At 30.4% G+C, this 21691-nt stretch carries 18 protein-coding genes and 1 other annotated feature; of the genes, 3 read left to right on the top strand and 15 right to left on the bottom strand.

The window, feature by feature from the left end; translation table 11 throughout:
* Positions 1–147: 147 nt before the first annotated feature.
* From G9F70_RS01080 to metG, 8 genes are all read right to left on the bottom strand, one after another.
* Positions 148–732: a hypothetical protein gene (locus tag G9F70_RS01080; protein WP_187353008.1), complete on the bottom strand. Its 585-nt coding sequence runs from the start codon at positions 730–732 to the stop codon at positions 148–150.
* Positions 733–843: 111 nt separating this feature from the next.
* Positions 844–2205 (bottom strand): hypothetical protein, encoded by a 1362-nt coding sequence (locus G9F70_RS01075; protein ID WP_164946545.1) that lies wholly within the window; start codon positions 2203–2205, stop codon positions 844–846.
* A 77-nt stretch (positions 2206–2282) separates the two neighbouring features.
* Positions 2283–3119 (bottom strand): 16S rRNA (adenine(1518)-N(6)/adenine(1519)-N(6))-dimethyltransferase RsmA, encoded by an 837-nt coding sequence (rsmA, locus tag G9F70_RS01070; RefSeq protein WP_164946544.1) that lies wholly within the window; start codon positions 3117–3119, stop codon positions 2283–2285.
* The gene (rnmV, locus tag G9F70_RS01065) at positions 3100–3663 is read right to left on the bottom strand and encodes a ribonuclease M5 (protein WP_164946594.1); all 564 of its coding nucleotides are present in this window, start codon (positions 3661–3663) and stop codon (positions 3100–3102) included. The genes rsmA and rnmV overlap by 20 nt, the downstream gene beginning before the upstream one ends.
* 167 nt (positions 3664–3830) lie before the next feature.
* Positions 3831–4871, bottom strand: a complete 1041-nt coding sequence (locus G9F70_RS01060; RefSeq protein WP_164946543.1) for a 3D domain-containing protein — start codon at positions 4869–4871, stop codon at positions 3831–3833.
* 282 nt (positions 4872–5153) lie between these two features.
* Positions 5154–5921, bottom strand: coding sequence for a TatD family hydrolase (locus G9F70_RS01055; protein WP_164946542.1), 768 nt, complete (start codon positions 5919–5921; stop codon positions 5154–5156).
* Positions 5922–6080: 159 nt separating this feature from the next.
* A complete protein-coding gene (locus tag G9F70_RS01050; RefSeq protein WP_164946541.1) occupies positions 6081–7598 on the bottom strand; it encodes a DUF445 family protein in 1518 nt (505 codons plus the stop codon).
* Between the two features lie 153 nt (positions 7599–7751).
* Positions 7752–9692: a methionine--tRNA ligase gene (gene metG, locus G9F70_RS01045; protein ID WP_164946540.1), complete on the bottom strand. Its 1941-nt coding sequence runs from the start codon at positions 9690–9692 to the stop codon at positions 7752–7754.
* 148 nt (positions 9693–9840) lie between these two features.
* Positions 9841–10075: a binding site (T-box leader), on the bottom strand.
* A 190-nt stretch (positions 10076–10265) separates the two neighbouring features.
* On the opposite strand from metG, the gene G9F70_RS01040 reads away from it, so the two are divergent.
* On the top strand, positions 10266–11636 hold the full coding sequence (locus G9F70_RS01040; protein WP_164948111.1) for an ISNCY family transposase: 1371 nt from the start codon (positions 10266–10268) through the stop codon (positions 11634–11636).
* A gap of 457 nt (positions 11637–12093) precedes the next feature.
* Here the strand turns inward: G9F70_RS01040 and G9F70_RS01035 are convergent, their stop codons facing one another.
* The 4 genes from G9F70_RS01035 to G9F70_RS01020 form a co-directional block, all read right to left on the bottom strand.
* Positions 12094–13758: a putative ABC transporter permease subunit gene (locus G9F70_RS01035; protein ID WP_164947877.1), complete on the bottom strand. Its 1665-nt coding sequence runs from the start codon at positions 13756–13758 to the stop codon at positions 12094–12096.
* Positions 13751–14476: an ABC transporter ATP-binding protein gene (locus G9F70_RS01030; RefSeq protein ID WP_124996879.1), complete on the bottom strand. Its 726-nt coding sequence runs from the start codon at positions 14474–14476 to the stop codon at positions 13751–13753. Before G9F70_RS01030 ends, G9F70_RS01035 begins: the two co-directional genes overlap by 8 nt.
* Before the next feature lie 193 nt (positions 14477–14669).
* Positions 14670–15200 carry a spore maturation protein gene (locus tag G9F70_RS01025; RefSeq protein WP_164947878.1) on the bottom strand — a complete coding sequence of 177 codons (531 nt, stop codon included), beginning with the start codon at positions 15198–15200 and terminating at the stop codon, positions 14670–14672.
* 51 nt (positions 15201–15251) lie between these two features.
* Entirely contained in the window at positions 15252–15827 is a 576-nt protein-coding gene (locus tag G9F70_RS01020) for a nucleoside recognition domain-containing protein (protein WP_164947879.1), read from the bottom strand.
* Positions 15828–15998: 171 nt separating this feature from the next.
* Here G9F70_RS01020 and G9F70_RS01015 point away from each other — a divergent pair, with 171 nt between their 5' ends.
* Positions 15999–16859, top strand: coding sequence for a putative ABC transporter permease (locus tag G9F70_RS01015; protein WP_164947880.1), 861 nt, complete (start codon positions 15999–16001; stop codon positions 16857–16859).
* Positions 16860–16970: 111 nt separating this feature from the next.
* Positions 16971–17156 carry a hypothetical protein gene (locus G9F70_RS01010; protein ID WP_164947881.1) on the top strand — a complete coding sequence of 62 codons (186 nt, stop codon included), beginning with the start codon at positions 16971–16973 and terminating at the stop codon, positions 17154–17156.
* Positions 17157–17261: 105 nt separating this feature from the next.
* On the opposite strand, the gene G9F70_RS01005 is transcribed toward G9F70_RS01010, so the two are convergent.
* The 3 genes from G9F70_RS01005 to G9F70_RS00995 form a co-directional block, all read right to left on the bottom strand.
* Positions 17262–18941 (bottom strand): ATP-binding protein, encoded by a 1680-nt coding sequence (locus G9F70_RS01005; RefSeq protein ID WP_164947882.1) that lies wholly within the window; start codon positions 18939–18941, stop codon positions 17262–17264.
* Positions 18942–19194: 253 nt separating this feature from the next.
* Positions 19195–19932 carry a tRNA pseudouridine(38-40) synthase TruA gene (truA, locus tag G9F70_RS01000; RefSeq protein ID WP_164947883.1) on the bottom strand — a complete coding sequence of 246 codons (738 nt, stop codon included), beginning with the start codon at positions 19930–19932 and terminating at the stop codon, positions 19195–19197.
* Positions 19933–20027: 95 nt separating this feature from the next.
* Positions 20028–21545, bottom strand: coding sequence for a YiiX/YebB-like N1pC/P60 family cysteine hydrolase (locus tag G9F70_RS00995; RefSeq protein ID WP_164947884.1), 1518 nt, complete (start codon positions 21543–21545; stop codon positions 20028–20030).
* Positions 21546–21691 lie beyond the last annotated feature (146 nt).

Below are 21691 nucleotides of genomic sequence, written 5' to 3'. Positions count from 1 at the left end.
AGCGTAATAAAATATTAAGAGAAGCATAGTGCCCCTCTTAGTTAAAAACTCGTTAAACACGCTTTATTCACTAACAATGTAGCTATGGATCTTTCTTTTAAAATGACATTAGATAAATTATAATACTTTAAAAAGTATTAAGCAACTTTAATTAATTTTAAAGGTCTCTACTATACTTTCATAAATAGCTCCAAAAGATTCTTTAAAATTAATATTCCTTGTAAAAAATGAAATTCTATAAAATTCATTCCCATCATCAATAAAATATTCATAGGCCTTGTACCAATTATTATCAGTTACACTAATTAAGTATTGCACTAAATATGTTTTTTTACCATTTATAATAATACTGTCTAGTTTATAATTTTTAACTAGATTTTGCTCCTGAGATATCTTTTTACTTCTATCTAAAAATGCTTTTAAATCATTTTTGCTCCTCCACACTTCCACAAACCCATGAATTACTGCGTCCGATGATTGAAAATCATTGTGATATATAATTTCTCCACCAGGGAATTTTTTTTCTTTAGTTGTCCATCCTTCTGGTAATTTATAATTTACTTTTCCGTTTAAAGCAGTATAATCATTTAGCAAATTAATATTATGCTCCACAAGAATGGTAGTTTTCAACTGTTTATCAAATCCTTTTGATATCCCCAACAGCGTTATCATAAGTCCCATTAGTATTACTATAATTCCAACTTTTTTTCTGTTTATAAATATAACCCTCATTGTACCCCTCCATATATTAATGTTAATATACTATATGATACATATTAAAAGAATATTAAAAAATTAAATGTGCTACTAAATTATATAGTCGCACATTTAATTTCATATATATTATTTTTTTAAAGGGACAACAATTGTAGATTTTTTGAAATCATAAAACATCAGCCAATGCCCCATTTCATCATTTTCACTATTTGAAATCCAAGTTACAAAACCAGTTTTGCCTCCATAGGGTTGATGACATTTAGCTCTGCTCCCAGGTATTCCATAAACAATATATTTCATTTTCCCACTGGAGTCACATTTATATCCTAGCATAAAAGATTTATGGTTTCTAATATATGGATAGTAACAAATCATGGGATAATATGCTATTGCATATTTATTATAGTCGCTGAAATCATACATATTCTCTAAGCTATTCACAGGTATTTTATACCATTTACACCATTTGATCTCCTTAGAAAAATTGGGTACTTCATCAAAACCTAGTGCTACTGTTTTAAAGAATTCTCCCATAGCACCTTTAGGGTATTTACAATTATCATAATCATCTTTCTTATCATGATACTTATCTTCTTCATCTTGTTTTTTATCCTTGCTTCTATTCCCGCCTAGAACATCTTCAGGTTCTCTAACTTCAAATTCTTTGACCTTAGGCTCTTTAACTTCAGGTTCTTTGACCTCTAATTTTTTGGCTTTAGGCTCTCTAGCTTCAGGGTCTTTGATCTCTAATTCTCTAGTTTCAGATTCCTTAACTTCAGGTTCTTTGGCTTTAGGCTCTCCAAATTCAGATTCCTTAACTTCAGATTCTTTGGCTTTAGGCTCTCTAGCTTCAGGGTCTTTAGCTTCAGGTTCTTTGAATCTAAGATCTCTATCTTTAATCTCTTCGAGTCCACCTGACGTTTCAACATTTTCGGCTTTAACGCCTCCTGAAGTATCTACTTCATCACTTTTTATTTTAATTAATTCAATGTTTTGTTCATATTCATCAAATTCATTAATTATATCATCCGTTCTTGTGTCTTTGTTTTCATTTTTGCCATCGGCGAGTTTATAGTTTCTCCATTCATTTGGTTTATCTGTTGTTGAAAATCCGCTCATTATTGAAACCACATTGGTATCTAAAAATTTTACAATTGCAGCTCCAACAATCTTTTCAGCAGCTATACCAGTTTCCGCTATATTTTCCATGTCATATTCATTAGAAATATCTACTCTACCATAGTCGTCTATGTTCAATTTACCCAGTTTTATGATTTTATTTACATCTTTTTTACCACATATTAAAACCATGTAATAAGGTTGTTTTTCTTTCCTTAAGTTTTGCACATAGTATGAAATCTTACATTTATTATTTTTCATTTCTAACTTTGCATATCCAGAAGGAATTTTACCCGCGTCTAAAGAATAACCTTTTTCATCTTCTTGTAATATAATAAAGTACCTACTATAACTTTTTTTAGGTGTCACCTTCTTTTACCTCCATATAAAACTTATTCATTATACTATATGAAGTATATAATAGAAAGTGAACAACATTTGAAAATTTATTTTGCAGATCCTATTTCATCTGAAAGCAACGCAAACTCTTGAAGTGATAGTGTTTCCCCTCTTCTTACGGGATCAATATTAGCTCTTTCAAAACATTTTAGTAAATTTTCTTTATCAATTCCTATATCTTTAAGACCATTCCACAAGGTTTTTCTTCTCATATTAAAAGACTTCCTTACTATAGAAAAAAACAAGGCCTCGTCTTTAACCTTAACTTTAGGCTCCTTTAATCTATCCAATCTAATAACAATAGATTCTACCTTAGGCTCTGGGATAAATGCTGTGGGTGGCACTAATCGTAAAATTTTCGTATCACAGTAGTATTGAACTAATATTGAAAAAGCGCCATAAGCCTTGCAATTTGGCTCAGAATCTATTCTCACCCCAACTTCTTTTTGTATCATTATAGTTAGTGATTTAAAATCATAACCTTTAGTAAGTAAGTTAACTATTATTGGAGTAGTGAGATAATATGGTAAATTAGCTACGAGTTTTACAGATTTTTCATCTCCCATTAACTCACTAAAATCTACTTTAAGAGCATCATTATGAATAAGCTCAAAATTATTGAAATCTTTAAGCTCCTCTTCTAAAATGGGGAAAAGTTTTTCATCCAATTCTATAGCACAAACTTTTTTAGCTCTTTTTAAAAGTTCTCTAGTTAATGTTCCAAAGCCCGGTCCTATTTCAATAACAAAATCCTCTTCATTAACTTCTGCCCCATCAACCACGTCGTCAAGCACAGAGTCATCTATCAAAAAATTTTGTCCCAGACCTTTTTTAAACCTGAAATTATATTTCTTTGCAACCTCACTAATAGTTAAATTTTCCATAATTCATCTCCTTGTCTATCTCTTTAAGGGCATCTATAAATTCTTCCTTTATAATCCCGTAATTATTTAACCTAGTTATAAACTGTGATGAATTACCATATCCTATCCCTAATTTATTTCCTAAGGCATCCCGTCTTTGCTTTGCGCGGCTATCAGCTGTCAACTTAAAATATATCATATCTTGCACATTAAATTCTTTTCTTTTCTCCTGAACTTCAAATTTTGCAGTTTCAAGAGCTCTTAATATTGTTTCAGGTGATGCATTTTCAACACCTATATCTCCATCTTTAGTTCCTTCTTTTTGAGATATATATGCATGTTTTACATTAGCTACTCTTTTGGTAATAATTCTTCTTATCTTTTCTCCAGCAAAATCTGGATCAGTAAAGATTATTACACCTTTTCGCTTTTGAGCTTCTCTTATTTTATTAATTACCTTTTCATTGATTCCAAAGCCACCTACAGAAATTAGTTCAGCATCTACCGCTCTTTTAACCGCTGTAACATCATCCCTTCCTTCAACTACTATTACCTCTTTAATCATATTGTTATCCATATTATCCTCCATACTATACTATTGTAAGACACTTACTATTATATATTAATAAAAAAGAAAGATATCCTTTAGTATTTCTTTTTATTCCTGTATCTATAATATCATTTTACTAATAATTAGTGAACTGTAAAGCAAAAAAAAAGGAGCTAATGCTCCTACTTTAAAATATATACATCTACATTACGTGATCCCCAATCCCACATTTCATCACTGGAATGGAAATATAAATCTATTATATTACCCTTTATAGCTCCACCTACATCTTCTGCAATAGCATATCCATAGCCATCTACCCAAACCTTACTTCCCATTGGTATAACCCTAGGATCTACAGCTATAGTACTAAAGCCATCAGCGTTTCTTTTTGCTCTTGCTCCAGTGGAAGTTATCCCTAAATAGGGATCGTCAGGGCCTTTATTCGTAGAATTATAATCAGCAGTATATGCTGTTGCCCTAACCTTAATTTTTTTGGTGTAACGAATGTTACCTCCACGGGATGGTGTATATACATTAACATTACCTAGTGCAACTATTTGTTTAACCGGCTGTGATTTAATCGTTTCACTTACTAAATTTCTAGATACCTCTTTGCCATTTTCATAGACAATAGATGAAGTAATAACCTTCTGACCCACTTTTCCGGATTGGATAACTTTTTTTACACCCTTATCCAGTTCATCACTACTTTTAAATTCAGTTGCAAAATCAATCGCCTTAGTTTCTTGAAGAACATCAGTGTTTACTCTTGTTATTTGTACTTGTAACCCTGATTTTAGCGATTCACTTTTTAATGGGGTAATCTTGTCTTCATCCTTTAATACAATATTTTCTGCTTTCAGCATATCTGCTACTGTATTTTCAGCAGTTTGAATCTTCAATTCTTTCCCATCAACTTTCACTTTAACATTTACAGCTTTTTTTATATATATTTTGTCTCCGTCTTTTACTTCACTGTCTAAACTAACTGTAATTTGATCTTTTGCCCCTAGCGCTATATTATTAGTTTTTAGTATTTGATTAAGATTACTTTTTAAAGTTATAACCTGTATGGATTTACCATCAACAATAACAGATATAACCTTTTTCATGTTAAATATAGTCACCGTAATACATGTTAATAACAGCATTACTATAAAAAATGTCTTGGGCCCATTTGAAAAATAGTACTTCAAATTATTTTTCACGTTTTTCATCATAGAGATTCCCTCCCTTAGTCAAGAGTACTTGGGTATTATACCTTGAAGCAAGAAATATGTCAAATTTTAAACCCACTACTCTTAGTTTTGACTGTTAATGCATCATTGTGCATAAAATTATAATATTAAATTATAACTTTAAAATAAAACAACTAATCCAGTCTTTCAGGGTAAATTAGCAAAATAGTATTTACCATTAAAATTATATGTGATCTACACAATTTTAATTACAGATATATTTTTATATTTTTTACAATAATTAGAATTAATAATCATTTTACACTACTTATTTATTTTTAGCAAGTTTTTAATGTTACAAATTGTAATACTTTCAATTTCTTGTACAGTTTTTTCCTTGATCTCTGATATCTTTTCAATTATGTATTTAATATAAGGGGATTCATTTCTTTTACCTCTATTTGGTTCTGGTGACATGTATGGACAATCCGTTTCTACTAGTATCCTGTCCATTGGAACAACTTTGGCAACCTCACCTATTTTTTTTGCATTTTTAAAGGTTATAACTCCAGTAAATCCAATGTAATAACCGAGTTTTAAACATTCCTCCGCAAATTCAACGCTTCCTGAAAAGCAATGAATGGTGCCTATAACCTCTGGAAATTGTTTTAATATGTCTAAAGTATCACTATGGGCATCCCTATCATGGATAACTACCGGTAATTTAAGTTCTCTCGCAAGTTCCATTTGAAGTTTAAAGGCCACCTTTTGAATATCTCTAGGCGGATTTTCTTTATAATAATAATCTAACCCTATTTCTCCTATAGCTCTAACCTTTGGATTTTGCGCTAAATTTCTTAGTTCATCAATAATTTCATCATTAACAATGTCTGCATGCTCAGGATGTATTCCTACTGCGGAATATATAAAATCATATTTACTGGATAATTCTACTGACATTCTTGCGCCTTCCAGTGATGCGCCACAGTTTAAAACACCTATTACACCTTTATCCTTTAATCCCAGTATTACATTTTCTCTATCTTCATTAAAAGCCTCATCATCATAATGTGCATGTGAATCAAATATCATAATAAACACTGCATTAAACTAATAATTTCAAAAGTTTAATTACAGTTTTCACCTTCCTTTCATGTCGTTAAATCATCATCTTGGATGCTGCAATATTAACGACTTCAGAAGGAGATTTACCCACTTATAGCCGTGGGAGACTTTCCTTCTGAAATGTCGTTAAAGTGAACCCAATATAGGAGATAATAACCCCATAACTGCCCCTAGTAGTGCTCCAAGCCAAGTTATAGCATTTAGCTCTTTACTAGCAATATCCAGTATGATTTTTTCTGAAAAATCTACATCAAATTCATTAATTTTATCTTCAACTATTTTAGCAACATCTAACACTTCAATTACGTCAGCCGCCTTATTCTCTATAAATTTATTGTATAGCTCTTTAACTACTATAGAAATAGACTTAGATAATTTATCTCCTTCCCCTTCAAATATTGATTTCATCTCTACATTTAGCAATCTATTAATCATTACTGAAACTATTTCTGCTATTTTTATTTTCACAGAATTGCTTTCTGCCATAGCTTCTATTCGACTCTTTATAATTTTTTCTATTTCACTTTTATAATCTATTCCTGTTTTTTCTAGCATCGCCTCAATAGATATATAATTGTTAAACTTATCCTCAAGCTTATCTAAGGTATTTCTAATAAGTTTTTCATCTACAATCTCTGTTGTGAATAAATGGATTAAAGGCTCTATGCCATCATGAATTCCTTCTTTAGAAAATTCAGAAAACACGCTAGAAACTGAACTTTTCAAAAATTTATCGATTATATCATTAATCATTAATGCAATATCATTATGGTTTTCATCTTCATCTAAGAATTCATTTATACCCGTAACAACTTTTTCATAAGTACTGTCAGCATTCATAAACATTGCTATCATGGGATTTAATTTAGTTGCTATTGTTTCTCCTACAATTTGTCTCAATTTCTTTTTAGTCTTTTCTTCTTTAATTATTTTCTTTATTGCCATTGCAATATCATATCTTTTTCCATAAACATATACTTTTATATTATCTGTTATGCCTTTAGGTATAACCTCCTCAAAGCTCTTATCTAAAAACTTTAATCCATTTACCTTTTCTTCTAATATATTTTGTATTTCTCCATAAAATTTTTCTGTATCTTTATACTCAATGGCAGCATTTAACACTTTATTTTTTATTGAATTATATAATTCACTTTGACAAATCACTTCTGGTTTAGCAGCTAATTCTAATATTATTTGTCCTTTTACATATTTACCAATAGCTTGTTTAACATCTTCTTCATTTATATAATCAATAAATAATTTAGAAACATTCCTGTTAGTATTTTGTATAAAATTAGAAAATTCATCGCCTAATAAGCCCTTTATCTCATTTTCTACTGTAACCTCACTATTTTCTATAGCACCAATTTTACTTTGCACCCAAAAATCCAATTGTTCATTCATATTTTCACTGCATAACGACTTCAGAATTGTCTCCTTTGTCAAAAGATGCTGCCCTATACTCTCACCTACACTTTTAGCGATTCTAGACTTTTCCTTTGGAATAAGACCTGGAGTAAATGGAACTTTGAATTTACCAATTTTAAGCTCTTTGTGTGGTCTAAACAACATTTTTATAGCTAACCAATTGGTTATGTACCCGATAATAGCTCCAACTAAGGAACCAATAAGAAATTTCATATTATTTTTCCTCCTCGCAGTTCTTTGTAGTACTTTGTAATAGTCACAATTACTATTGTAAATCTAACCTTCTTAAAATTCAATAGACTGTTTTATTTTAAATATAAAAGCATGAAGCCTAATTTACTAGCACTTCATGCTTTTTTATTGGAATTACCTTACTGTACTTCCAGTAGGCAGTTCACCTGGTATTGATACTGCAAATAGCTTGCTATCATCCTGGGTTGCTGCTGCAATTATCATTCCCTGGGATAATTCACCTCTAAGTGTAACAGGCTTTAAATTAGCTACGAGTACTACATACTTTCCAATTAGATCTTCTGGCTTATAGCTCTGAGCTATTCCTGAAACTACCTGCCTTATTTCTCCGCCTAAATCTACTTTTAACTTTAGAAGTTTTTTAGATTTTTTCATTGGCAGGCATTCTAATACCTTAACAACTCTCATATCTATTTTTTCAAAATCTTCTATTGTAATTTCTTCTTTTACTGGCTCCATAGTAGGTTTTTGTGCTGCTTTCCTAGTTTCTTCTACAAGCTTATTAAGCTCTTCTATTTTAGCTTCCACATCTATTCTTGGGAACATTACTTCACCTTTATTAACTTTTGTTCCTGCACTTGTTCCATTGAATGATGATAAGCTATCCCATGTGATTTTATCTACATTTAGTTGAACATTTATTTTGCCACTTGTAGTTGGTAAAAATGCTGATATTAACACTGATGTCATTCTTAAGGTTTCTGCTAAATTGTACAATACTGTACCTAGTCTTCCCTTTTGACTATCGTCCTTTCCAAGTATCCATGGAGTTGTTTCATCTATATACTTGTTAGTTCGCCTAATAAGTGCCCAAACATGGTCCAATGCTTCAGGTATTTTAAGTTCGTCAATAGCTTTTTCTACTTTTCCTGGTGCTGCAAGTGCTATTTCTATAAGTTCATTATCAACATCTGCTATATCAATAGGCACTGGAATAACTCCATCAAAATATTTTTCTATCATTGTTACAGTTCTCGATAATAAATTTCCTAAATCATTAGCCAGGTCCGAATTTGTTTTCTTTATGAATATTTCACTAGTAAATATTCCATCAGAACCAAATGGTATTTCATGAAGTAAATAATACCTTACCGCATCCACTCCAAAATGATTAACTAGTACTACTGGATCTACTACATTCCCTCTAGATTTTGCCATTCTTACTCCACCATCAACAAGAAGCCATCCATGACCAAATACTTGTTTAGGAAGAGGTAGCTCCAATGCCATGAGCATTATTGGCCAATAAATCGTATGGAATCTTAGTATATCCTTACCTATTAAATGTACATCTGCTGGCCAGAATTTTTCATAAAGTGAATTATCCTCTCCATTATATCCAAGAGCCGTTATATAGTTAGACAAGGCATCTACCCACACATATATAACATGGCCTGGATCAAATTCCACTGGTATCCCCCAGTTAAATGTTGTTCTTGAAACGCATAAGTCTTGGAGACCTGGTCTTAAGAAATTATTTAACATTTCATTTTTTCTTGATTCTGGTTGAATAAACTCTGGATGAGATTCAATATACGCTATAAGTCTATCTGCATATTTTGACATCTTGAAGAAATATGCTTCTTCCTTTGCCTTTTCTACTGGTCTTCCACAATCAGGACATTTTCCATCTACTGCTTGGGTTTCTGTCCAAAATGATTCACAAGGAGTGCAGTACCATCCTTCATATGAACCTTTGTATATATCTCCTTGATCATATAACTGCTTAAACAGTTTTTGAACAGCCTTTTTATGATAATCGTCTGTAGTTCTTATAAATTTATCATAGCTTATATCCATCATTTCCCACAAATTTTGTATGCCTGCCACTATTTCATCTACATACGCTTTTGGAGTAACTCCTTTTTCCTCCGCTATTGTTTGAATTTTTTGACCATGCTCATCTGTTCCTACTAAGAACATTACATCATAGCCTATAAGCCTCTTAAATCTAGCAATTGCATCCGCAGCTACCGTTGTATAGGTATTCCCGATGTGTAGATTTGCTGAGGGATAATAAATTGGTGTAGTAATGTAATAAGTTTTTTTAGTCATAGTTTTCTCCTACCTCTCAAATTAAAATTATTTATAGTTTTTAGGAAAACAAAAACATGTATAAATATGTTATTCAACTTATAATAATCCTAAAATATTATAAGTTCCCGGAAAATAAAAAAAGTCCCTAAACAGAAATAACTTTCTGTTTAGAGACGTATTAACGTTTTACCACTCTAATTCATCTTTACATCACTATAAAGATCTCATTTGGTGACCATCATCACCTGTCAATATAACGGTTGCAACCGTATTATCCTAATAATTAAATTCAGATAATCTGCTTAGAGACCATGTTCATAAGCTGACCTGCTACTGATTTTCACCTATCTCAGCTCTCTTTTAACACTTAAGCTTATTACTCTTCTCATCATTGCATTTGTTTAATGGTAATTATATTGCAAATAAATCACTATGTCAACATTTTATCCTAAAGCCATAAAATTATATATGATCCGTTTATGATAATGTCTTACTATACCACATTTGATTATGTCCCAAATATGAAAACATTGTATAATAAACCTCATGACTAGAAATGAGGTGCTGATAATAAGAAAGGTGAATTTAACTATGGAAGAAATGGATAAGTACTCTACTATAAAAAAATTAATAGAAACAGATGCCAATAAAAAGCGAGCAGCTATTGCTCTCAATTGTTCGGTTAGGCATATTAACAGAATGATTAAGGGGTATAAAGAAAGTGGAAAGGAATTCTTTATTCATGGTAATCGAGGGCGAAAGCCCGCACATGCTCTTGATGCTAATACCAAGCAGTTAATCCTAGATTTATATTGCACCAAATACCCTGAAGCTAATATTACCCATTTTTGCGAATTGCTAAAAAAGCACGAGAATATAACGGTTTCTACTAGCACCATTCGTTCTATCCTTATGCAAGATTTCATCCTGTCCCCTAAGGCGAAGCGTGCTACAAGAAAAAGGATTAAGGCTGAATTAAAAGAACTGCAAAAAGCAACTAATTCTATAAAAGAAATTGCTAAAATTCAAAGTTCCATAATTGCTGCCGAGGATGCACATCCTAGACGTCCAAGATGTGCTTATGCAGGCGAAATGCTTCAAATGGATGCTTCGGTACATCTTTGGTTCGGTAACGATAAAAGTCAGTTGCATATCGCAGTAGATGATGCTACTGGTGCTATTGTGGGTGCTTATTTCGATCCGCAAGAAACTTTAAATGGGTACTATCATGTACTACACCAAGTACTTACTAACTATGGTATTCCCTACATGTTATTCACTGATAGGCGTACGGTCTTTGAATATAAACAAAAAAATTCCCCTTCAGTTGAAGAGGACACATTTACACAATTTAGCTATGCATGCAAACAATTAGGTATTGAAATTAAAACCAGTAGTGTTCCACAAGCCAAGGGACGCGTAGAAAGAATGTTTCAGACGTTACAATCACGCCTCCCCTTGGAAATGCGGATAAGTGGTATAAACACAATTGAGCAAGCAAACGAATTCTTAAACTCCTACATAAAAGAATTCAATGCTCAGTTTGCATTACCTGTTGATAATATCAAATCTGTCTTTGAAATGCAACCAGATATTGAAAAAATCAACTTAACTCTTGCCGTATTGACCAGTAGGAAGGTGGATAACGGAAGTTGTATCAAATTTAAAAAGAATTATTATTTGCCTGTTGATTGCAATGGATATCCTGTACATTATCGCAAAGGAACAGTTGGAACGGTAATTCAATCATTTAATGGCGAGATTTTCTTGTGTGTAGATGAGAAAGTTTATGCGCTAGATTTATTACCTGGACATGAACTCTCCTCCAAAAACTTTGATTTAGCAGTTCCCAATACCCAACCTAGCAAACGCTACATACCACCAATGAATCACCCTTGGAAACAAGATTCGTTTGAGCGGTATCTAAAGAAACAGGCTCACCGGAACAATAATGTAGCATAGAAACACTAAAAATCTGTTCATTTTAGATCTTTGAAAAAGACAATCTTCAAAGGTTTATTAAGTGAACCCAAAATATACTTTGATAATAGATTAAGAAACTGACCAATGGAAGTCATAAATAATAAAATCAAATTAATAAAAAGAAATGGATTCTCATCCATTAGCTACGCTAATATAAATAGAAGGATTCATACACATTTTCAAAAATGACCTTTAAGCTTTAATGGACCCCCAATTATAAGCCTACGGCTAAAAGATATTTAGAAAAGATTTTAGGAAAATTTCAAAGTAATTAAATAATCTTATAGCCACTTTGTGCAACATTCATTAAGTAACCCAAATTAATAAAAGCACCAGAAAAACTGGTGCTAATGTTTTAAATATTTGAGGACATTTTCAAAAATGCTTGACACATTTTATCCTAAAGCCATAAAATTATACTTAGAGCATCAATATTTTATGATTCTATTTTTCTTAACATTTTTACTCCTTTTGTACCTAGTAGATAATATAGCAGTAAATCAAAAACCCCATATAAACCTACTATTAAGACAAATACTATCCATTTAGTTAGTTCAAACTTGATAATCATAAATACCATAAGCCCGCCTAAAGCTATGCAAATAATCATACTAATCATCACATTAAAGTTTCGCTTAACTACCTCCTGCTCTGTATCCCACTGAAGTTTAGGAAAATTCAAATCAATAAATATTCCTATAAATGATGTAAATATTATTCCTAAAAAACCAACTATAATCATTAATAAAACTAAATCCAATGGCAATTTAAGTAATATCAAAGCAAGTATACTTATCATAAGCATTCCAGCTACTCCGAGTACTACTGCCGATAATGCTTTTGCCATAAGCTGATCTTTATATTTCATAGGTATATATTTTAACATAAATAGATTTTTACCTTCTCTTGATATTGCTGTAGTTGCGATTGAATTGCTACAAGATGAAAAAACCATAAATGCAAAAAAAACACCTAATACTATACCTGTACTTTTACCATTTTGTAAAAAACCAGTTAATTCCTTAAGTTGACCTGAACCGCCCTTTTGAGCGAAAATTGGTATAAGTAAAAATATGGGCCATAAAAAATTCATAAGCACACAATTCATAAAATAAATTGGCGTTCTAAATAAAATCTTTAATTCTTTTAATATATATACCTTTAAGGAAGAATTTTGTGTTGTATTATTTGTAAGTTCTTTACTACTAAGTGTCTTCCGCTTTGAAGATGTTTCAGATACTCCCATAACCCCTTTAAAGTACAATGCTTGACCTAATATTATAAATATCATTACTGCAGCCAGTGTTATGGCTATAAATAGGATTAAATTTATAATACCCTTAATATTGTTAGTATTAATCAGACTATTTACAGCTATCTTAGTACTTGGAAACATTTTTGTTGCCAACTCAACTAAGGAGTTATTTCCCTTTGAGAACATTTCAGTAATTTCTGCTCCACTTAAATCTTGTGAAAACTTCTGGATATATATGTTGATTCCTACACCAAAGCCCATAGCTATAAGTCCGCCTACTAATCTAAACCTGTCCTTATTCTTTGCAATATTAGTAAATCTCATTATAATCATATTAATTACAGAGGCAATTACTAGTGGTACTATAGGCAATAGTAAAAATATTATAACTCCATAAATATAATAAAATACCCCTCCACCGCTCTTTATCCCGTAAGCAATTAGTGTAGGCGCAAAAAATATAATTTCTGTAAGGTATTCATAAATTAATACTACAGTAAATTTAGCTCCCATAATGTGCCAAGGCTTAAAAGGTAGTGGTAATAAATTTTCTACATCCATAGAAAAGTAAAATATGCTCATAGCATAAAATATACCAAAGAAGAAAATAACCACACTAACAATAGATAGTCCAAATCCCAATATAACAGCTTCCTGACCAATTTGATGTAATCCATCATAGGCCGCAAATATGAACTCTCCAAACCCTATTGCCATCGGTGTGAATGCTAGTACTAAAATTAGTCCAAGCAATAGCCCCTTAATCTTGTTTTTATTTTTCTTACTGCTAGAGGATCCAGTTCCTGTTTTTAACAGCACCTTAGTTAGCGCTATAAACTTACTCATTTTCAGTCATCTCCAAGAAGATTTTCTCTAGGGACCCACTTGCTTTAAAATGATCCCTTAGTTCATCTAGAGTTCCACAGAACAATATTTTCCCCTTGTTTATTACTGCAACCCTATCACATAGTTTTTCAGCTACTTCTAGAACATGAGTTGAGAAAAATACGCTTTTCTTTTTATTTGCATGTTCCTTCATCATTTCTTTTAAAACATAGGAAGATTTAGGATCAAGTCCAGTCATTGGTTCATCTAAAATCCAAACTTCTGGTTCATGAAGGAGTGCGCCCATAATCATTATCTTTTGTCTCATGCCGTGAGAATAACTTTGAATTTGGTCCGTTAATGCATTACTCATTTCAAATCTATTTCCTAAGGCTTCAATCTTTTCTTTTCTAACAATACTTGGAACATCATAAATATCAGCCATAAAATTTAAATATTCGATACCTTTAAGCCTTAAAAACATGTCCGGATTATCTGGTACAAATCCAAATTGTTTTTTAGCCTCTAAATCATTTTTTTCTATATCAATTCCATTAATAGTGATTTTTCCGCTATCAGCACTTAATATTCCTGTAATCATCTTTATGGTAGTAGTTTTACCTGCTCCATTTGGACCTAAAAACCCAAATATTTCTCCATCTCTTATAGTTAAACTTATGTTGTCTACAGCTTTATTCTTGCCATTGTAACTTTTGTTTACATTCGTAATTTCAATCATATTTTAACCCTCCTGTATTCCATAAGAGTAGATAACAATTATTAATTGTTATCTACTCTTATGGTATATTTTCTAGCTTACCAATCTTTCACCAAATTAACATACCTATTATGTTATCATACTTTCTCTTTTTTTACAATATATCCTATAACTGTTTTCTTATTATGTAATTGTTTAACTTTTTAAAATTCAACTAAAAGAAAAACTTGGCTAAGTTAACTGCCATTATAATTGCTGTAATATCTGCTAGTATAGCTGCCAATAAGGTGTGTCTAATTTTTTTTATATTTACTGCTCCAAAATATACTGTCAAGGTATAAAAGATTGTTTCCGTTGAGCCCATTATTATAGATGAAACCCGTCCTATGTAACTATCTGCACCATATTGTTTTATGATGTCAGTAAATACTCCTAGGGCTCCACTTCCTGAAAGAGGTTTTATTAAAACCAAAGGAACAACCTCCGGCGGAAGTCCAATAAGCACAACAACCGGTTTTACTAAATAAATAAAAAAGTCTAAAGCACCAGAAGCTCTAAATACATTAACAGCTATAATCATAGCTAGAAGGTATGGAAAAATCCTAAGACAAATACTTATTCCATCCTTTGCTCCTTCAACAAAGCACTCGTATACCTTCACCTTCTTAATAACTCCATATATTACTACAAATGCAATAATAATTGGAATTATACCCTTTAATACATATGATAGTAAATTACTCAAAATCACACCATTTCACCTGCCCCATTTAAATTTCAATAGAGATATTTCAAATTAAAAATACCGTTGTAAAATTTTACAATAAACTACGCCTAAAATCGCAGCAGTACCCGTTGCAATTATAGCTGGCAGTATAATAATTGCTGGGTTTCGTGAATTGTAAGCAGCTCTTATAGATATCACTGTTGTAGGAAGAAACTGAATACAGGCAGCATTTAAAACTAAAAATAATGCCATGTCATTATTAGCTGTATCTTTAACCTTATTAATTTTCTGCATTTCTTCCATAGCTTTTATACCAAAAGGAGTGGCAGCATTAGATAACCCCATCATATTTGCTGTTAAATTCATAGTAATACTAGACATTGCACTCTGGTTTTTTCCAGCTTCTTTAAATATAACTTTTAAAATTGGCCTAAGTACCTTTGCCAGTTTATCAGTTAATCCACTTTTTTCAGCAATTTTCATTATGCCACACCAAAGACACATCATTCCAACCAGACCTATTACGAGTTCAACCGCACTAGATGTTGATGAAATAACAGCCTTTGATAGAATTTCTGCTTTTCCTGTAAAAATCCCAATAATTATACCTAGGCATAGAATTAAAAACCAAATAATATTAATCATACATTTTCCCCCTAGCATTTAAATCAGTGCTTAATTAATATATATGTATCCATTTCTATATAATTGCATATATTAATATTTTATTGGTTGCATATACTATAAAAAAAACATTTTTTGTGTTATTATTTTCTTGTTGCATATACAATTGACAATGAAAAAAGGAGTTACTATATGATTAATGTACCCTTATTAAATTTTAGTGTATTTACACTTTTTTATTATTTTATTATCTATTCTTTTATGGGATGGTGCCTTGAAACAGTGTACGCTACAATAAAGAAAAATGAATTTGTTAATAGAGGCTTCCTCCATGGTCCCTTTTGCCCTATTTATGGTTTTGGTACACTATCAATAATTGTTTTACTAAAACCTATAGAATCTAATTATATTTTTCTCTTTTTAGGTTCAGTAATTTTAACTTCTTTTCTAGAATACATAACAGGATATATTTTAGAAACTACGTTTAATAGTACTTGGTGGGATTATAGTTACGAACCCTATAATCTTCATGGAAGGATCTGCTTATCTTTTTCTATAATATGGGGGCTTGTTTCCATATTTATTTTGAAGGTAGTTCATCCATATATTGTTTATATAGTAAATTCAATACCACCTACACCCGGCATAATACTTTTCTATATTACTCTCCTATATTTCATTGCCGATTTTACAATTACTGTAATAACAATATATAAATTGCGCTCCCTGTTAAACCAAATAAATACAGTATATTCAGAATTAACTGAGAAACTTTCAGATTTCAAATTGAATTTAGGGAATACTAAGGACATATCTGAACTTAAAGTTATGTTGGATGGATTAATCGAAAGTGCCGAAATGAAAGTAAGTAAGAAGAAATCTGAAATTGAAAATATTGTAAAGGAATTGAAATTAAAATATGACTCCTTGGTTATTAAAAAATACCCTGATTACTCAAGGCTTATAAAAGCTTTTCCCGACTTAAAATTCAAGGGGCTAGATTCCATTTTAAAAGATATTAAAAACAAGGTTTATAAGAATAAGAAAATGTGATTTTGTGATTTTCCATAAAATAAAATTTCTTATTGATTCCAAATTAGTGGTTATTAACATTAGAACATATATATATACTAAAAAATAACATAAGTTAAAGGAGATTAAAAAATGAAAGAAACAAACATAAAACTAGCACAAAAGGGAATTGATGCTGCACTAGAAACTATAGAAGCCCTAGAAAAAACTATAAAAGAAACCCCTCTTCCCAAAAATGTATTAAAAGAAAGTTTTTATATTCTTTCTAAAAAAGTTGATGAAATTGAAGATATATTAAAAAATGAAGGTATACTATAATTCACTATATGCAAATATAGAAAGTATCTTGAAACAAATATCCAGTTTATATTCATACTCATAAAAGCAATTAAGGGACTAATATTATTAGTCCCTTAATTGCTTTTATGAGTATATATCAGAAAATTCGATCTTCGATCTTTCGATATAATTTTCGGCTGCGTTATAATTTTCATTGCTTTCTTTTATGCTATCTAAAACCTTAACTGGCAGCTCAATTATAAATTCGCTACCTTTAGTTATTTTTTTGTTAATGTAAATTTTTCCTTTATGCATTTCAACTAATGACTTCACTAAAGATAACCCTATACCACTACCTTCTTGTTTCCTAGATAGTGATTTATCAACCTGACTAAACCTTTCAAAAATTTCCTTTTGTTTTTCTAGTGGTATGCCAATTCCCGTATCCCTTACAGCTATTACTATAGTATCCTGTTTGTCATATATATTAACATATATTCGCCCACAGCGTTTAGTAAATTTAATAGCGTTTGATATTAGATTTAACATAATTCTTTCTATCTTATCTGCATCAAAGGCCATATATTTTTCTTCAATATCCGTATCAAAAATAAGTTCTAAGCCCTTACTCTCAACATATTCTACTACAGATAGTGCTATGTCCTCTACAACTTTCACAATGTCATCATTTTGTAGACTAATATCTAGGTAGCCTGCATCGATTTTTGTGATATCTATAAGATTATCTACCAGCTTCAATAATCTATAAGAATTTTGCTTTATGATAGACATGTATTTTTCAACCTTAATATTAGGGTTTATTATATTCTTATCATTATTTGTAATATTTACGAGCTGAATAGTTCCTAGTATCATATTTAGTGGTGTTCGTAATTCATGAGATATGTTTGCAAAAAATTCTGTTCTGAGTTTATTATATTCAATAGTTTTATTTAATAAAAATGTTTTTTGTCTAACCTTTTGTTTTAAAAATTCTATTCTTTTACGCTCAGATATATCTCTTGTAATATTTAAAATTGTTTTTTCTTCTTCATATGATATTACTGTGGAAGTAGTCTCTACTTCCAAAAATTTGCCATCGCTTTTCCTAAAATATTTTCTTTCGGCTGGAGGTAAATATCCACTTCTCATAGTAATATCCTCTTGCTGTTTTATTAATGTTTTATTATAATCATCAATTTCCAAAAGTTCATATGATGATTTTCCTAATATTTCTTTTGGATCTAAATATCCCATTAATTTAGCACCAGCTTTATTTGTATACACAATCTTCCCATTGTCATTTACATACACAGCATCCGGCATAACTTCCAAAAGCTTTTTATATCGGTTTTCACTCTCTATTAATGCATCTTCAGTTTTCTTAACTTTACTGCTACTTAACCCCTGACTGCAAGCTACTATTTCTAATTTATCAAAAAATCTCTCTATATAATTAGTAATTCTCAGCTTAACTTTATTATTGCAGCCTTCTTCTAAAACAACATCAATATATGAGTTTCTATAGCACTTAAAGGTTCTTATAATAAATCCAATATTAAGCTTTTCAGTGCCTTGCACTTCAATATATTTAAGCATATTATTAATAATAATATGTGATATTTCATTATATCCTGTGACCTTTTCTAAAACATAGTCACCTTCAATAAAGTCAACAATACAATTAGATATTTTTTTTATAGCAGGAATGGAAATAAAATCTTCCCCAAAATAATTATTACTATAGCTATTTTTTTTTATATTATCCATTACTTTAAATTTTAAATATTCAGTATTACTAATATTATTATACAACTTTCCCACAACCTACCACCTTCGTACTATAATTAGATATTATATGTTTTATAACATTATCATACAGCAATACAATATTATAGTAAAGCTTGTATTTATAAATATTACTATATTATATTTGACATTTGATATTTAGTAATACCCGCAAAAATACCTCTCCTCCAAATTTTAACACATTTGGAGGAGAGGTATCAATATCACATTTATTTTTTATAACCATTTAATCTTATTAAAAATTTATGATCTAGTAACCGCTAAGTTTTTAATAATTAACTTCTTCTAGGAATAATCCTTTAGCTGGTGCAATGTGTCCTGAATATTTTCTTTCTTTTTTCTCTAAAATATCGTTGATTCCATCTGCAGGTCTTTCACCTAGGCCTACTTCAACAAGGGTTCCAACTATTAATCTTACCATATTTTTCATAAATCCATTTCCTTGAATACTAATTTCTACATTTCCATCTTCATTAACAATATTTATAGTATAAATATTTCTGACAGTAGATTTTTTCTTAGTTTTAAGTGTTGTAAAACTTTGGAAATCATGTTCTCCTATTAAATATCCTGCTGCTTTTCTCATTTTTTCAACATTTAGAGGTTGTGGTATATGATATTCATATTTTCTATTAAATACATTATGCGCCCTGTTATTACATATATTGTAAACGTATTTTTTAACCTTGGCATTGTATCTAGCATGGAAATTTAAATCTACTTCTTCCACTGTCTTAACTACAATGTCGTCAGGTAAATATTCATAGCAATAACTACGCATCTTATGTGTAGGCATTGTAGCGTCTGTTCTAAAATTTGCTACTTGATTTGTTGCATGAACTCCTGCATCTGTTCTACCTGAAGCTGTAATTTCGATATTTTCTCCAGCCATCTTACTTAAAACAGTTTCTATTTTGTGTTGCACAGTATTGTCACTGTCTCCAAGTCTTTGCCATCCTTTATACTTAGTACCATCATATTCTATTACAATTTTTATATTTCTCATATTTATTATTTATCCTACTTTCTATTTTAGAGTTTAATCTAATATTTTGACTGTGTTTTTTAATACATATCTTATATTATATACATATATCATGATTAATAAAACATACCATATAAAATAATTCTTAACTTTGATACTGCTGAATGAAATTTTACTACAGGATACCTTGTTTCTGTATTTAAAATGATCCTACGCTTTACAATTGCCCACTTATTCAACTTCCAAGTTGTCTTTAAATCTTTTGCACTTTTCCTTACAGCTTTTCTTTCTCTCTCACTACCATCATAAAATAGCACAAAATCAAGTTCCGCATTTTCACTATTAAATTCTGCATCGAATTTTTTAATAATACTATTAGGTGAAAGTAATAATCTCCCTGCTTTTGGCTCTAATATAAATGTAATCCCTTTCTTATTACTTGAAGATAAATAAGACTTATAAATTAGTTCACTACAAAACAAAGCGTTATCTGTCATAATGTCAAAATTATAATCGTATGCCTTTCCTAAATATTCAAAGGCTACAAATAGTGCCTTTAATTTGTCTTCCTTTGATAGTTTAGGGCGTAGTGCAGAAAAATAATCAACTTTTGCAATAACTTCTAGAGAATTTATTACCACACCAGGGGCAATAACTTCTATAATATATTGTCTATTATTTTTTCCACATAAACTATAGTATACTTTAGGATATATTACTTTTAAATAATCTGACACACACAAATAATCCCCTAGTGGCATGTCCTCAAAATACTTATCTAATTCTTCTAAGCATCCTATATACATAGCAGAATGAGTCCAAAATCCAGGTAATCCCATGTTGGTTAATTGGTAATTATTTCTCTTTAAAAGTACATCACCTGGTAGCAATTCACCTTTGATAATATTAACATCTTCATTGCTAACATACTTTTCTTTTCTACTAGAATAATCTACTCCAGTAATACTTATAGCAACCCATTTTTGAAATGGGAACCAAAAATCAAAAACATTTTTTCCGAAAAATTGGATCATGTTGTTAAAAACAATACTTCTATGATTTCTAACAAGCTTAATTACATTTAAATAATTATAACTTGCATAATCTAATAATTCTCTTTCATACCCAGAAACTTCATAGTATTTCACCATAAAATCAAAGTAATGTTTATTTCTAAACAAAGATATCATATAAGAAATTTCTGTAATTTCTTGTGTAATGTAATAATATTGTTTTTTGTTAATATTGTATTCAGGCCTGCTTTCATTTAACATCGACTCCAGATACTTGTTTTTATCTATGATGCTGGCCAATAATATAGAGTTTTTTCGTATTGCTATGGTAGAAGCATAAATTAACAATATATTTTTAAATTTAATGTGTGAATCTTCTTCACTTTTTAATATAAGTTCATTTTTATATTTTTTCCTGATTTCATTAAGTCTATTATAACATCCTACGTAACTAACCCATTTATCTAATATACTCAGTTTGTTCGCTAAGGACATATTTTGAATGTCAGAACTAAATAAGACTTCATTTTTTTGAATCTCACTTACCACATGCTCTAATTCTTTTATAAGCTCTAAGGATTGGCTTATTTCCTCATTAATTTCGCTATGAACCACGCCCATACCCCTATCCCCCATAAATTGACTTTTGCAATTTAATATTATTATACCATATAACTCACTATTCCTTTACTAATATAAATTATAAAATTGAATTATTTATTTTTTTTAAAAAATATTCAATGGTAATATAGATATTTTATTTTTAC

This window comes from Clostridium sp. FP1, from assembly GCF_011065975.2.
In the GTDB taxonomy this organism is placed as follows: domain Bacteria; phylum Bacillota; class Clostridia; order Clostridiales; family Clostridiaceae; genus Clostridium_AD; species Clostridium_AD tagluense.
This window is presented reverse-complemented; position numbering and strand designations above follow the sequence as displayed.

Bases quoted from the DNA above. Each gene is read 5' to 3' on its own strand.
- G9F70_RS01080 (WP_187353008.1), bottom strand. From the start codon at position 732: ATGAGGGTTATATTTATAAACAGAAAAAAAGTTGGAATTATAGTAATA.
- rsmA (WP_164946544.1), bottom strand. From the start codon at position 3,119: ATGGAAAATTTAACTATTAGTGAGGTTGCAAAGAAATATAATTTCAGG.
- rnmV (WP_164946594.1), bottom strand. From the start codon at position 3,663: ATGATTAAAGAGGTAATAGTAGTTGAAGGAAGGGATGATGTTACAGCG.
- G9F70_RS01060 (WP_164946543.1), bottom strand. From the start codon at position 4,871: ATGATGAAAAACGTGAAAAATAATTTGAAGTACTATTTTTCAAATGGG.
- G9F70_RS01055 (WP_164946542.1), bottom strand. From the start codon at position 5,921: ATGATATTTGATTCACATGCACATTATGATGATGAGGCTTTTAATGAA.
- G9F70_RS01050 (WP_164946541.1), bottom strand. From the start codon at position 7,598: ATGAAATTTCTTATTGGTTCCTTAGTTGGAGCTATTATCGGGTACATA.
- metG (WP_164946540.1), bottom strand. From the start codon at position 9,692: ATGACTAAAAAAACTTATTACATTACTACACCAATTTATTATCCCTCA.
- G9F70_RS01040 (WP_164948111.1), top strand. From the start codon at position 10,266: ATGGAAGAAATGGATAAGTACTCTACTATAAAAAAATTAATAGAAACA.
- G9F70_RS01035 (WP_164947877.1), bottom strand. From the start codon at position 13,758: ATGAGTAAGTTTATAGCGCTAACTAAGGTGCTGTTAAAAACAGGAACT.
- G9F70_RS01030 (WP_124996879.1), bottom strand. From the start codon at position 14,476: ATGATTGAAATTACGAATGTAAACAAAAGTTACAATGGCAAGAATAAA.
- G9F70_RS01020 (WP_164947879.1), bottom strand. From the start codon at position 15,827: ATGATTAATATTATTTGGTTTTTAATTCTATGCCTAGGTATAATTATT.
- G9F70_RS01015 (WP_164947880.1), top strand. From the start codon at position 15,999: ATGATTAATGTACCCTTATTAAATTTTAGTGTATTTACACTTTTTTAT.
- G9F70_RS01010 (WP_164947881.1), top strand. From the start codon at position 16,971: ATGAAAGAAACAAACATAAAACTAGCACAAAAGGGAATTGATGCTGCA.
- truA (WP_164947883.1), bottom strand. From the start codon at position 19,932: ATGAGAAATATAAAAATTGTAATAGAATATGATGGTACTAAGTATAAA.
- G9F70_RS00995 (WP_164947884.1), bottom strand. From the start codon at position 21,545: ATGGGCGTGGTTCATAGCGAAATTAATGAGGAAATAAGCCAATCCTTA.